Raw genomic sequence first — 13,941 nt, forward strand, 5'->3', positions numbered from 1 at the left:
CGACGGGGGCGTCAACGGATGGGTTTCCGGCGCCATCGTCAACAACGCGTCGCTGGTCTACGATCTCGCCACCGAATATGTCTTTCCGCGGGAATTGAGCGGCTCGGGGCGCGTCTCCTTCCGGGGCGGCGGCACCGTGCATTTCGAGGGCAGCGCCTTCGCTGGACCGGTCTTCCTCAATGGGGCGGATCTCATCCTTGCGCGCGGCGTTTCCAGCGCCGCGGCGTTCACGGTCGGTGCGGACAGCACGCTTAGCGGAGCGGGAACCATCGGCGCGCTCACGGTGAATGACGGGGGCGTGGTTTCGCCGGGCTATTCGCCGGGCACCCTCCAGGTTTCCGGCAGCGTCGCCTTCAATTCCGGATCGACCTATCGTGCCGATGTGGCGCCGGGTCATGTCAATGACCTCATCGCGGCTGGGGGAGCGCTCTCCATCGCGGACGGGAGCCGGCTCGACATCAAGGGCGCGCGTGGCAGCTACGCCAACTCCTGGACCTTCACCATCCTCTCGGCTGCCGGCGGTGTTTCCGGTGCATTTTCCGAGGCGACCTCGAATTTCGCCTTCCTCGATCCTCTGCTCACCTATGGCAGCACGTTCGTGGACGTGACTCTGGTACGCAAGGATATTCCCTTCGCTGCGGAAGCGTTCACGCAGAACCAGTGGGCGACAGCCGTCGCGCTTGAATCGCTTGGCGCCGGTAACGCGGTCTACGACGCCGTCGCCTCGCAGCTGAAGGGCGAGGCTCATACGGCATTCGATGCGTTGTCCGGCGAGGCTTATGCCTCGGTGGAAACGGTGATGCAGCAGCAGTCCGCCTACGTACGGGACGGCGTGACCGGCCGCCTGCGGCAGGCCTTTGCGATCGATGGCGCCGGCGGCCCCGCCACCGCCGGCTTCGGCGGCGGGCTGGCGCTGGTCATGTGGGTCCAGGGCTTCGGCGGCTGGGGCGAAACCTTCTCGGACGGCAACGCGGCCTCCATCTCAAACTCCATCGGCGGCGTGCTCGGCGGGGTGGATGCGCCGCTCGGGGAGAACTGGCGGATCGGTGCCTATGGCGGCTACAGCGCGTCCTGGTTCGATGTGTCGGCGCGCGCCTCTTCCGGCTCGATGGACAATTACAATGCCGGCCTCTACGCGGGCGCCCGCTATGGGCAGGTGGCCCTGCGGCTTGGCGGCGGCTATGCGTGGCACGACGTGTCCCTGTCCCGCTCCGTGGCCTTTCCGGGCTATGCGGCGCAGGTTTCCTCCGGCTACACGGGCGGCGAGGCGCAGCTCTTCGGGCAGGTCGGCTACGATTTTTCAGCAAACGGCCTCGCCTTCGAGCCCTTCGCCGGCCTCGCCTATGTGCATCTGGAAGGGGCATCGGCGGTGGAGAGCTGGTCGAGTGCCGCGCTCGACGTGAGCACCGGCGCCATGGACACGCTCTACGGTACGCTCGGGTTGCGGATCGCGGCGCCGTTCGATCTTGCCGGCCACACCGTGACGCCGAGCCTGATGGCAGGTTGGCAGCACGCATTCGGCGACATCATACCGGAAGCCAGCATGCGCTTCGCCGGCGGCTCCACGCCGTTCTCCGTGCTCGGCGCGCCGATCGCGATCGATACGGCGGTTGTCCTGGCGGGGCTTGGCTATGCGTTGTCGCCACTGGCGACCTTGACCCTGAAATACGACGGCCAGATCGCCTCTTCAGCGGTCGAAAGCGCGTTCACCGGGCAGCTTCAGATTCGCTTCTGAGTTTGCCGTCGAGGTTGTCCCGGAAGTCTGGACAGGGAGCCAAGGTTCGTTCGGCCTCGTAGAATGATGAGCCAAGCTCGGCAAATCCGCGGACGCGTCTGCTAAACCGGGACCACCTCACCGCGGACCGGGGGCGCAGGGCACTCATTTCGCAGGACTTTCGGTGTCCCGGCGAAGGCCGCAGGTCTCTTCGGCCCGCTCCGGGCCGGCATCATGGATCTCGGCGAAGCTGATCGTCCCTGCGCTGATCCAATGAACCCCCACAAGCAGCGGCCTTCGGCGCACATCAAGCGCGTGAAGGCCAGCCACATAGGCGGAAAGCTGGGGCCAGTGGCGCAGGAAGCCAGCCTCCGAGTCCACTTCCGCGTCGCTCTTGTGGTCGATGAGGGCAAGGCCTGCCTCGCCCTCGGCCAGAAGATCAAGGGTGGCTGAGAGCTGCGCTCCGTCGGCAAGGATCGCCTCCACCGGAACCTCTGTTGTGATCCGCGTGTAGCCGCGACCGGCGAGCCAGGCGCGGAGCGCCTCAGCGCGCCAGGCCAGGGCCGGTACATCCTGCGCCGCGAGGCCGAGATGGCCGGGAAGGCGAGACGCGAGGTCGGGCCGCGTCAGCAGCAGGCGGAGCGCCTCATGGAGCACGGTTCCGCGCTCCGCTGCCGATCGCCATGGCCCAGCCATCAACGGGGCATCCGGAGCATCCAACGCCTGCGTGGTCAGGGGGCCCGGCGCAGCGGCAAGCGGACGTTCGAGCAGCGAGGGCACGAGTCGTGCCGGCCCTGCCGTGGCCCGCGGCGAACTCGGCACCACGGCGCGGCGGCCGAGACGCGGGAGAAGCGGCGCGGGGGCGAACGGCGGGCTGTCGAACTCGGGCGGCATTGTTTTGCCGCAAAACGAGACCCTTGCGGGGTGGCTCTTTCCACCGATGTGGAGCTTTCCTGCCTCAACACGCAGGCCGCATCTCAGGGCCAGCAAGGCGGCTGCGGAGAAGCATGGTTCGTCGGGCTGGCCGAATGCCTTCTGCACGGCGGCATTCGGCCATTCCAGCACCAGCGTGTCGCGGGCGCGGGTGATGGCCACATAAGCGAGGCGCCGCACGGTGGCTTCCGCCTCGACCGCATCGGCGGCGAAGAAGCGGTCCGCGACCACCGGAGCGGCAAAGGCGGGAGAGAAGCGCAGCCGCGTGTGTTCAATCAGCCTGTCGAGGTCGGAGAAGTCGGCGCAGGTACTGGAGAGTGCACCGGCGCGGGGGCTGAAGGCGTGGTCGAGGCCGGCCACAGCCACCACCGGCCATTCCCGGCCCTTGGAGGCGTGCCAGGTGACGACCTCGATGCCGCCGGCCTTTCGCCCGGAGGGATCGGGATGCAGATCGAATCCACGTTCTCCGAGCTGAGACCTGAGCCAGCCGAGGAACACCCGGGTATTGGAACCATGGAATCCCGCCGCCGCCCGCATGTCACGGTGGGTGGCGAGGAATGCCTCCGCCTCTGCCTCCAGGCGGATGAGGTCGGCACGGGCCCGTACGGGGTCTTCCTGCAGCTCGGAGAAGTCCCGAAGCTGGGCAGCCGCGATCACCTCTTCCAGCAACGCCCGCACGGTGCGCAGCGGCGCGGCATCTCCGAGGGCGCGCAGGGCATCGAGCGCGGGATGGGAGAGGTCTCCCGTGGTGAGTATCTGGCGCAGCGCGCTCTCCAGCGGCACCCGCGGCGGGCCAAGGACGAGGAAGCACAGCGCGGCATGGAGATCGCGCGGATCATCCGCCACCTCCAGCGCATGGCAGGCCGCCTGAACGACGGGGCTGCCCCACCAGCCGCCAGCGTTCACTTGAACCGGCAGGCCGAGCGCGCGCAGTGCCGACGCATAAGCGGCACACTGGCTGTTGGTGGGGCAGAGGACGGCGATGTCTCCCGGCTGCAAGGGACGGGCTTTGCCCGTGTGCCGGTCGATGACGCGGGCATCGTCGCGCGCCAACATTGCGGCGAGGTGAGCGGCGAGGTGGTGCGGCGGCCGAACGTTGCTCCGCCCCTTGCGCGGCGCTTCGGTGACCACCACTTCGAGCGCGCTGCCGGGTGATTTCGCGCGCGTGGGAGCGAGAGAGTCATAGGAACCTGGAAACAGCCCTGCCCCTATCGCGTTCACGAAGTCCATGATCCGCGGATCGGACCGCCAGTTGCGGTCGAGTGGTTTCACCTGCCCCGCGAAGGCGGTGGCGATGGCGCCCATGAGCCGCGAGTCCGCGCCCTGGAAACCCATGATGGCCTGCTTCACGTCACCCACCAGAATGGTGCGCGGGGCATGGCGGGCGAGCGACCAGACGAGGTCGAACTGGATGGAGTTGGTGTCCTGGAATTCGTCCACGATCACGCAGTCGATCTCGTCGAGCACGGCGGCGCGCACGTCCGGCACCTCGCGCAGCAGGCGCGCGGCATCCGCCACCATGTCCGCGAAGTCGATGACGCCGAGCTCCCGTTTGCGGGCGGCATACCGCGACAGGATCTGCTGGGCGCCGCCGACGAGCGCGCGCAGATGCCGGCAGGCATCGTCCAGCGGGCCGGGATGGGCTTCGAGCGCCGCGGCGCCATCCATCACGGCCTGCGCCAGTGCGTCGTAGCCAGCCGGAGTGGGGGAGCCCCTCTTGCTTTGGCGCAGGGTTCCGAGCCGGGCCCAGAGCGCCCAATCGCGGTCGAGCCGGGCGCGCTCCCGACCATCGCAGAGGGCGCGATGGTCGGTGCGGAAGGCGTCGCGGGCGGTGGCGTTTGTCGCCTGCCCGGCGAGGCTGTCCGGGAATTTTCGCAGCAGCGCGGTGACAGCGGCGTGAAGACGAGCTGCCAGGGGCGCGCCATCGGCCTCCACTGAACCATGTATGTCGCGGATGGCAGCCTCCGCCTCCTCTGCCAGGACGGCATCAAGGCCACGCGGGCCAAGGTGGCCGAGCAACGTCACCATCTCCAGCACGCGCGCGCGGAAGGCATCCTCGGCGCTGCCTCCGTTCCAGTTCGAGGCATAGCCATGGCGTTTCAGGTCGCCGGAGATCTCCTCAAGCGCGTCGGCGTGCGCGAGGGCCTGGCGGATGAGCAGGTCGCGCTCCGCATCGGAGATGAGGCGCGGCGCGGGGGAGGCGCCGGCCGCGAAGGCATGCTCGGTGATGAGCCGCAGCCCTAGGCCATGGATGGTGGACACATAGGCGCGCTCCACGGCCAATGCGCCCTCCATGTGGCCCGCAGCGATGAGGCTCGCGCGGATGCGCTGGCGCAGCTCGGCGGCGCCGGCCTCGGTGAAGGTGACGGCCAGGATGCGCTCGGGCCGCACCTCGCCCTTCTCCACCCAGTCGAGAAGCTGGCTCTGGATGTGGTGGGTCTTGCCGGCGCCGGCACCCGCCGGGACGATGCGAAGCTCAGGCGTCATCACCATCCTCCGTGTCGCCGCCGCGCACGAAGGCGGAGACGAGGGGGCTGTCGTCAAGCGCATAGGGTCTCACGCCGCCCTTGGCCATGACGTCGAGCAGGGTCCATTCCGGGAGGTTGAGGCGGCCGCCCGCGAGCGCCCGCAGCTCGGTGCCGAGCCGGGCGAGGGCCTCGGAGCCGATGTCGGCATCAACCATCTCGACGCCGGGGGCGGTGCGCGCAGGGGCCGGACCATGGAGCAGAAGCGTGCGATCCCGCGTGGTGTGGTAGGCGACGGAGATGGGCGCGTTGCCCGCGAGCCCCTTGGTTTCAAGCTCCGGATTGCCGGCCGACTGTTGCGCGAGCGCGCGATAGATCTCCACCTGCACGTCCCAGCCTTTCTCCATGCGCTGACGCCGCGCACCGGAACTGCTGGTCTTGTGGTCCACGATCACGAGGCCGCCGTCGGGCAGGCGCAGCACGCTGTCGGCGAAGCCGCGGCAGGGGATGCCCAGCACCTGGCCGCCCAGGGGCAGTTCATTGCCCAGGATCTCCGCGCCGAGGGTGGCGAGCATGCGGCGCCACGCAATGAGCGCCGCCGTGAATTCAGTGACGAGGCGCCGACGTTCCACCATCCAGGGCGCTGCCGACAGGAATGGAGCAAGCTCCCGCACCGCTGCCGCGAGGAGATCGGGCAGGCGGGTCTCGATCTCCGCTTCCTCCGGCAGCGTGTTGCCTGCGGGGAAAAGGTCCTCCGCCATGCGGTGAAAGAGGCTGCCAATGGTGAGCACATCGAGCCCCTCCGGCTCCCACACCCGGGCCGCGATGCCCAGCTCGTTCAGCAGCCACGCGAGGGGGCTGACCAACAGCTTGTCCAGGCGGCTCGGAGATTGGCTCCGCATGTGCCCCTCATCATCTTGACGCAAGGCCAAGAGGTTGCCGCCGAGATCGAGCACCGCGGGCACGGCAACGGGTGGAAGCGGCAGGCTTTTGGTCTCCGGCGCGCGGGGCAGCGTCTCGTCCCCGGCATCGCCCGAAAGGTCAAGGATCAACCGTTCCGGCTCCTCACAATCTTTGAGGCAGCGTGCCAGCAGGCAAAGGCTCGCCGAGGGCGCAAGCGAAGCGCCGGCTGCATCGCGATAGGGCACCAGAATGGTCAGGCTGTGGGACGCAGTCATGAGCTGGCGGCGAAAGATCGCGAGCCGGCGGGATAGAATCGCCGCCCGGCTCGGCAGGCGGAGGCTGCACTGGCTGCGGATCAGCTCGATCTCGCTGTCGAGGAACATCGGGCTGATGCCCGGCGCCACGGGAAATGTGCCCTCGGCACAGCCAAGTACCATCAGGTGTCGGACGGGGCGCGCAAGAGGCACGCCATCGGTGCCCATTGTGATGGCACCGAGCAAGGCTGGCCCATCCGTCTCCGGCTTGGCCGCCCCAACGTGGACATGGGAGATGAGGTCATCCCACCCGATCTCCGCGTTGGGCGCGGCTGCGCGCAGGACCGCGACCAGATCGCCGCTGCGCTGCGCCACAGTCGCAACGTCATCTGCCAACGCAGGCTCGGAGGACAGAAGGCGCGGCAGGCCCTCCAGCAGCTCCGCGAGGGCATGCGCGCGCGTCGGCCGCTTTTCCAGCAGTTCCAGCAGCGCCCGCCCGCGGCGATTGAGCGTCGCGATACTGGAAAGCTGTCGCTGGCCATCCATGGCAGCCTGCGACAGTTTCCGCCCGTCCTCGGCCGACCAGGGCATGAGCGCGAGACGCAGGAGCGACGCACGGGCCATGACCGGGGCGGAGGGGCGCAGGCAGGTGAGAAGGTGGAGCAGGCATTCGCCCGCGAGATCGCGCATGTCCTGTCCCGCGGGGAGACCGGAGAGCGGCAGTCCGGCCCGCGCGAAGGCCTCGCGCACGAAGGGCACGTAGGTGGGGCCGGAGGGAAGGAGAAGCCCGATGTCCGAGGGGGAGAGATCGGCCTCACCCGTCAGCAGGCGCTGGGCGAGGCTCGCTGCCACATGGGCCTCCGCCTCCGCATCCCGCAGGCCGAACACCTGTATGCTATCGTCCTGCGCGACGCGGCCGGCCTGAGACGAGAGCATGACGGCCTGCAGATGGCGCAGCGCGGTTCCCGCCACACCCCGGCAGGTCTCGCGCGTGGCGATGAGCGCGGCCCGCCGTTCCGTGATATCGGCCGGAAGGCCATGGCGGGCGATGAGTTCCGTGACCACGGCGCGCTCGATGGGGGTCAGGTCCATGTCCTGCGGGTCATGGATCACATGGAGCGGGTCGAGGATGTCCTCCGTCCGCGCTTCGAGCACGCCGCGGAGAATCGCGAGGTCCGGAGGCAGAAGATCGCCCAATGCGCACCACAGCTCCCACAGGGCCGAGAGGTGGCGATAGGCCCGGCGTTCCGGATCGAGGTGGCGCATGTCCATTGTTGCCGGGCGCAGCGTGGGCGTCGCCATCATCACCTCGCGCAAAGCGTGCTCCACCGCCCGCGCCGTTTCTCCCGGCGCCACCGCGAAGCTGCGCGACCACGGGCCGGATGTGAGCAGGGGCCAAAGGGCATCCGCAAAGGCGGTATCTGACACGGGGGACAATAGATACGAGCGCGCCAGCAATGGCAGCGTGAGGGGGACGTCACCGGCGAGGATGGCGTCCGCGGGCCGCGCCCGCACCGTCTCGAACATTATGGTCCCCATCTCCTCAAGCCACGTCAGCCTGGGCATGAACAAGGCCAGCCTCGTGCCGGGCCTCGCCTCTCAAAAAGCTACTCGCCGCCCCGACAGATTCGGTCGTGTCGCGCTGATCGACAGGGACCATCAAAGGCCATCCTCAGCTTCCCAGCTCCAGGCTGAATCCAGATATGCACCAAAAGGTTGTTGAAGCACCAGCGTGGCCTTGAAGCCTGCTCCGGGCTGCGGATACCTTTCCCAACGACGGGAGGCGGCGATGGCGAATGATCCAATCCGATTGGAGAAGGTGGGCGGCCTGCTGCGGCTCGCGCTTCGGCTCGCAGGCTCCGCAGAGGGGCTGACGCTCGATGACATCGCCCGCGAGTTTTCCGTGAGCCGCCGGACGGCCGAGCGCATGCGGGACACGGTGCGGGATCTGTTCCCGGGCTTCGATCAGGGGCAAGACGGGGCTCACCTGCGTTTCTTCATCCGGGGCGGCCTACTCCCCTTCCTTGCCGCGCCCACGGCGGTCGAGCTTGCCGAGCTGGATGGCCAGATCCGCGCCCTGGAGCAGGCGGGGCACAGGGAACGCGCCGCGGCGCTCAGCCGTCTGGCGGACAAGGTGAAGGCCGCTCAGCGCGACAAAGGCAAAAGCCGGACGGCAACCGACCTCGAAGCCTTGCGGCGCGCGGAAGCCGTCGCGCGGCAGGTCGGGCCACGGACGATCTGCGATGCCGGCACCATCGATCTGCTGCGCGAGGCGCTTCTCGCCTTGAAGAAGGTGCGTTTTGCCTACCCCAACACCGGTCAGGAGGTGCCGTTTTCCCGACTCGTGGTGCCTTATGGGCTGCTGTTCGGCCGCAACGCCTATCTGGTCGGTCAGCAGAGCAAACACAGCCAACCCGTGCTCTGGCGCCTTGATCGCATCATGGACCTTGAGATCGTGGATGAGGCCGCGCAGGTGCCGGCGGACTTTAGCCTCGACGCCTATGCGGCCCGCTCCTTCGGCACCTTCCAGGAGGAGCCTGCCCACGTGGTGTTGCGTTTTCCTCCAGGTGCGGCGTCGGAGGCACGGCGTATGGTGTTCCATCCCAGCCAGCAGCTCCGTGACCTGGAGGAGGGCGGGGTCGAGGTGAGTTTCACCGCCGGCGGCTTGCTGGAAATCGCACACCACCTGTTCACCTGGGGCGACAACGTGGAGATCATCGCCCCCGACGTCCTCCGGCATCTCATGGTCCGCGAGCTGGAGCGGGCGCTTGCGCGGCATCGGAACGCAAATCCCGCTCCAACGCCGCAGGCCTGAAAGTCCCGTCAGGCCGCCCGAAAGCCGATGGCGCGCGCCCTGCCTTCGGGCTTGGCGGCCACCTCCGCCAGGAGCTCTTCGGCCAGCGAAACGGGATCGGAAAGCCCGAGCACCATGGCCTTGCCGGCCACGACCGCGAAGTCCCCCGCCACCAGTCTATCCTCCCGCGCTAAGCAGGCAGGTGCCTCACGGCTGAAGAAGCGGCGGAAGGCGAGCTGGATCTGCCACCATTCCATGGGCAGGAAGCGTACCTTGAACAGGAACCGGCGTGATGTGGCCGGGTCCAGACTGTCGGCGAAATTGGTGGTGCAGGCGAACGGCAGCGGGTGTCGCTCCATCCAGGTGAGCATTTCGTTCACCTGCGTGATTTCCCAGCCTCGCACAGCCTTCGTCCGATCCTGAAGGAGCGAATCTGCCTCGTCAAAAATGAGGAACGCGCGTTGCGCCTCTGCCTCCCGGAAGGCGGCGGCGATGCGGGCTTCGCTCTCGCCGACGAACGCTCCCAGGAGATCACTGGCCCGTTTCTCCATGACTTCCAGACCCATGCGATTGGCGAGGTGGCGGGCGAAAGCGCTTTTGCCCGTGCCAGGCATGCCCGTGAAGCAGAAGGAGAGCTTCTGCCGCCCGCTGGCCAGCACCTGATCGGTCAGGTGCTTGAGGTCCCGGTCCGCCCGCGACAGATCCTCGTCGAAGGGGGCGGGCTCCTCCTGGGGGTGAGGCGCGCGGCCCTCCATCACCGCGAGGATGGAGGAGGCCGAGCGGATCGCCGTCTGGGCGCCGCCGCCGCACAAGCGGGCCGCACGGATGCCGTGATCGAGAATCGCGGCGGGGGCTGGCAGGGCGGCGATCCGGGCCACCTCCATCGGCGGCAGTTCGAATCGCTGGTGCTGCACGATCCGCTCGATCATACGTCGGCGCTGGACCCTGCTCGGCGCACGGAAATGCAGAGCGAAGGCCATGCGTCGCAACACCGCCGGGCCGAGGAGTTCTGGGTGGTTGGAGATCCAGAGTGTGGGCAGCGGACTGCCGGCCACCAGGCGATTCATGAACACCTTCGCGCCCTTCCGGTTGGCGCCTTCGGTGTCGTCTACACCCACGAACAGGTCGTCGGCCTCGTCGACCACCAGCAGGACATCATCGACATTGGCCGTAAGTTGCTGGCCCATGGTGAGCGCCGCCACCCGGCTCTCCCGGTCGGGCTCTTCGCCCGCCTGGTCCGCCTCGCCCACGAACAGCGCCTTCAGGCCCAGCCGCTCGGCCAGCGCACAGGCGAATTCGGACTTGCCTGTGCCCGGCGCCCCATAAAGCAGGATGTTGATGCCTTTCTCCCGCTCCGCGAGGCCGCGGCGCACGAGGTCCCAGGCCAGCTCCGCGTCCGCGCCCAGATGCTGGAAGTCAGTCCAGTCGAGGCGCGTGCGGCGTGGCTTGCCCAGCAGCATGGCGCGGGCACGGTCCATGGTCAGGCGTGACTCGGTCATTAAGGCGAAGGTGATGTCGGTGATCGTGAATTCGTCATGGCTGCCCAGCACGAGGCCGAAGAGCCGCAGCTTGCCATCCGCCGCCAGCGCGCGCCGGGCCCTTTGGCGGGTCAAGCCGAGGAGCCCGGCGATGAGTTGGAAGGTGACATCCTGGCGCCGGCACGCGAAATCACTTTCAAAGCTTGATCCGCCGAGCAGTGCCCCGACAAGCTGCCATGTCATTTCGCTGACGGATGCCCGAACAATAAAGCCCAAGATTGTTCTTTCGACGTGGTTCAATCCGGTAAGATCCGAAATCCAGCGTACGCGACGTTCTATTGAGGAAATGCCTTGCGGCAGCGCAACCGGATACAGCTTAGTCAAGACTTGGCGCCAGGCGTCGCCACGCTGCTCGGATTGTGGGTCGTGCGTTGATCTCGAGATATTCTCGGCAATGGCCAGATGCTCCGCCGTCGCATCTCGATCATTATCCTCAATCCTGGATCGTGGAGCCATACGATCTTCGTCAATCGGATCGGGCGCGCTCCTCGCCCATCCGAGTTCGCGATGGTGGAGATCGATCCACTTGGTCAAGTAGGATTTGCGCCAAAGCCTCTCCCACTCCCTGCGATCAAAATGTGCGAGATTCACCAGGTACGAGCGCAGAACCGCGCGTTCATAAGGGTGCATCGTTCATCTCCCGAAAAATGGTGCCACGCTGCCGTGTTGCGCTGCGTTTACTGGGCGGGGATTGGACCGGGCGATGGAGCCGGCCAAAGACCGATGTGGGGAAGCTCCCGCTCCATGCGGGGCACAGCCGCCATCAATGGGGAACCTTTCGGGGGCTGCGAATTCCCCTCTCGCGGCGAAGCTTTTTTTGAGGCTGGCTGCATCCAACCCATCCGCTCGGCACCTGCGGCAAGGCGGCCCCTGCATCGTCGTGCGAGGGCACATCCCGTGGATGGAATGGCCGTCAGTTTCGGTCGCATGCGTCCCATGCCCGGCTCCGCGCCCGCAGCGCTAGGCTTGCGCGATCAGCCCGACCGGATCTGACACTTGCGCGCGAGATCCTGATGGCCACCAATGACCCGCAAATCCAGGATCTCCCTATGACCGTTTCTCGGTTCGACTCGTCCCCCGCCTTTTTACTTCTTGGCCGCGCACGTTCCATCGAAGCGCGACCGGATGCCATGACAAGGGGCCTTTCGGAGCTTCACTCTCAGCCGGTCTCCTATGACATGCGGGTTCAATGGATCGGAGCAGCTTTGCCGCCATGGGTCGATCAGGAACCCGAGGCCGGGAGCCCGACGCGCTGGCATCTTCTCGTCGTTGAAGATGAGGCGGCACTGCATGAGGCGCCCCTGAAAGGGGTGGTGCGCTCCGACGCCGTCTGGCGTATCGCGCTTCTGCCGGAAAATGCGGAGGACGCATGCACTCCCGCGTGCCTCGACGAGTTTCATCTGATTTTGCGGGGCCCGAAGCAACAGGTTTCCAATATTGCCGAAGATCTAGCCCACTTTTTGCTGCGGGCAGGCATGATTGGCAGCGATGAGCACGATCTCACCACCGGTTGCATCGGCATGGCCGAGGGCACGCGGGTGGAGGGCTTCACCCGCATCATACCCGGCAAGGGGCGAGATGCGGCATCCCGCTTGCGACTGTCGTGCGAAGGCTGTGGTGAGTTACCATTGCCTTGGATGGTGGTTGGACAGTTCATTTGTCCCGATGAGGCATGGAGCCTTCAGGATGTGGCGGACGCCGAGAGTGAATTGGCAAAGGATGTCGACGGGCCGCGCCTGTTGAAATGCCTTCACGATGCGCCCCGCACTGAAATCCTTGTCATCACGCCATCGAGGTGACACCGGCGTTGCGATGGAGCGCTCCCGCCTCTGCGACTGCAATCTGGGCATTTATGGATGGCGCAGCGCCAACCGCGACGTCACTCCTTCCGCATCAGGGCGCTCTCATGGTCACGCACCAGGCGCCCCATCACCGGCGTGAGCACCAGCAGCACCAGCACCGCTATTCCGCGCGAGCGAGAGCGGTCTGCGAGTGTGGAGCCGCTCGGAACGATCAATTCGATGACGTGGTGGATCCAAAGAAAGGAAAACACCAATTTCGTGACGAGGATGACGGGGAGCAGGAGCGTCCCGTTGTCCTGCCAGGTGCGCAGGATCACCGTCACAGCCAGAGCCGCGCTTACCATCCAGAACACCGTAGCGATGAGCCTCGCCTCTCTCATGGCCAACGCCAGAACGGCCGCGACAACACACCCGAAGACGAGCGCGAGATCGTCGTAATTGCGGAACACCACGGCACGCCGGGTCCAGCCGAGATAGATGCCGGTTGCGATCATGGCGAAGAAAGCGAGAACAAGGAGCTGCCCGAGGATGGAATTTCCCTGCCGCGCCGAAGCTTCGGCCGCCCAGCAGGGCGTCGTCGCCATGGCCGCGATCAAGAGGCCACAGACGGGAAAGGCGCGCGTGTTGCGAGGGGCCAAAGTGCTATTCTCCTGAAATTACGATGTACCGGATCGGTTCGGATGCGGGGCCCGTTGGGGATGGGGCCCGCCCGGTTGCCGATGTCCCTGTTGGCGCGACATAGGATATCGCTCAAGCCTACGCCAGAATTGGACGCACGCGGAAACGCCACCGTTCTCCGTGGGTTCAAAAGGCGCGCCGATCCCTCACAGGGTGCGGACGAGGGGATCCGGCAGGAGATCGAATAAGCCGCCTTCGTCCAAGACCCGCCGCAACAGACGGACCGCCCGCGCCTCTGTGAGGTTCTGGAACCGGTGAATGCCCTCCAGGGTCCACCCCGTTGAAGCGTCATTGCCGGGACGGATGGCGTTCCACGGCGCCGCAATAGCTTCGCGCCCCTCCGGACCAAGCGATGCGCCGTCATTCACGCTGGTATCATCCAGATGATGTGCGAGCTGCAGCTCGGCGCCTATTGGTCCATCGCCGCGCCCACGGTTCTCCCGAAAGGTGAGATAGCGCAGATTGCCGAGGGCATTGCCGATTTCCTTCCGCTGCCAGCGGAACTTCTCATGCATATTCCGAGGGACGCCATCCTTGTACCAGTTCTCGGTCCAGGTGAAGGACCATTGGCTTTGTGGGACGATGTGGTCGACATCGAATGGCATGTCTTCGTCGTACCCAGATGTGGGGTCGTAGCCATCGAGATCTTTATGCAGGTGCGCGCGCTGGATCCAAAGCAACAGAAATTTGCATAGGCTCCAATTTCCCGAAATTTCCCGGATCGTGCGTAAAGTTCCGGGATTGACACCATCTACCATAGAGAAGTCAAATTTCTCCCACCATGTCACATCTGCGGGCGAGCGCTTGGAGATATTCGCGGCGAGCGCCTTGAGAGCTTCGGCGCCGGGAAGGGCACGGGT

The 13,941-nt window shown here is 66.5% G+C and carries 8 protein-coding genes; 3 read left to right on the forward strand and 5 right to left on the reverse strand.

The window, feature by feature from the left end; all coding sequences use genetic code 11:
• Positions 1–1,735, forward strand: a 1,735-nt coding sequence (locus V5F61_RS20780; RefSeq protein ID WP_393990555.1) for an autotransporter family protein, incomplete at its 5' end; no start/stop codon positions are given.
• A 144-nt stretch (positions 1,736–1,879) separates the two neighbouring features.
• On the opposite strand, the gene V5F61_RS20785 is transcribed toward V5F61_RS20780, so the two are convergent.
• Positions 1,880–5,134 carry a UvrD-helicase domain-containing protein gene (locus tag V5F61_RS20785; protein ID WP_393990556.1) on the reverse strand — a complete coding sequence of 1,085 codons (3,255 nt, stop codon included), beginning with the start codon at positions 5,132–5,134 and terminating at the stop codon, positions 1,880–1,882.
• Positions 5,124–7,796 (reverse strand): PD-(D/E)XK nuclease family protein, encoded by a 2,673-nt coding sequence (locus V5F61_RS20790; protein ID WP_393990557.1) that lies wholly within the window; start codon positions 7,794–7,796, stop codon positions 5,124–5,126. The genes V5F61_RS20785 and V5F61_RS20790 overlap by 11 nt, the downstream gene beginning before the upstream one ends.
• A gap of 262 nt (positions 7,797–8,058) precedes the next feature.
• Here V5F61_RS20790 and V5F61_RS20795 point away from each other — a divergent pair, with 262 nt between their 5' ends.
• Positions 8,059–9,084 carry a helix-turn-helix transcriptional regulator gene (locus tag V5F61_RS20795; RefSeq protein WP_393990558.1) on the forward strand — a complete coding sequence of 342 codons (1,026 nt, stop codon included), beginning with the start codon at positions 8,059–8,061 and terminating at the stop codon, positions 9,082–9,084.
• An 8-nt stretch (positions 9,085–9,092) separates the two neighbouring features.
• Here V5F61_RS20795 and V5F61_RS20800 read toward each other — a convergent pair whose 3' ends face one another.
• The gene (locus tag V5F61_RS20800; protein WP_393990559.1) at positions 9,093–11,231 is read right to left on the reverse strand and encodes an AAA family ATPase; all 2,139 of its coding nucleotides are present in this window, start codon (positions 11,229–11,231) and stop codon (positions 9,093–9,095) included.
• 383 nt (positions 11,232–11,614) lie between these two features.
• On the opposite strand from V5F61_RS20800, the gene V5F61_RS20805 reads away from it, so the two are divergent.
• Positions 11,615–12,400, forward strand: a complete 786-nt coding sequence (locus tag V5F61_RS20805; RefSeq protein WP_393990560.1) for a hypothetical protein — start codon at positions 11,615–11,617, stop codon at positions 12,398–12,400.
• A gap of 80 nt (positions 12,401–12,480) precedes the next feature.
• On the opposite strand, the gene V5F61_RS20810 is transcribed toward V5F61_RS20805, so the two are convergent.
• Both V5F61_RS20810 and V5F61_RS20815 read right to left on the reverse strand, forming a co-directional pair.
• On the reverse strand, positions 12,481–12,987 hold the full coding sequence (locus V5F61_RS20810; RefSeq protein ID WP_393990561.1) for a hypothetical protein: 507 nt from the start codon (positions 12,985–12,987) through the stop codon (positions 12,481–12,483).
• 240 nt (positions 12,988–13,227) lie between these two features.
• On the reverse strand, positions 13,228–13,941 hold a 714-nt coding region (locus V5F61_RS20815), incomplete at its 5' end, for a hypothetical protein (protein ID WP_393990562.1).

This window comes from Xanthobacter sediminis, from assembly GCF_043195015.1.
In the GTDB taxonomy this organism is placed as follows: Bacteria; Pseudomonadota; Alphaproteobacteria; order Rhizobiales; family Xanthobacteraceae; genus Xanthobacter.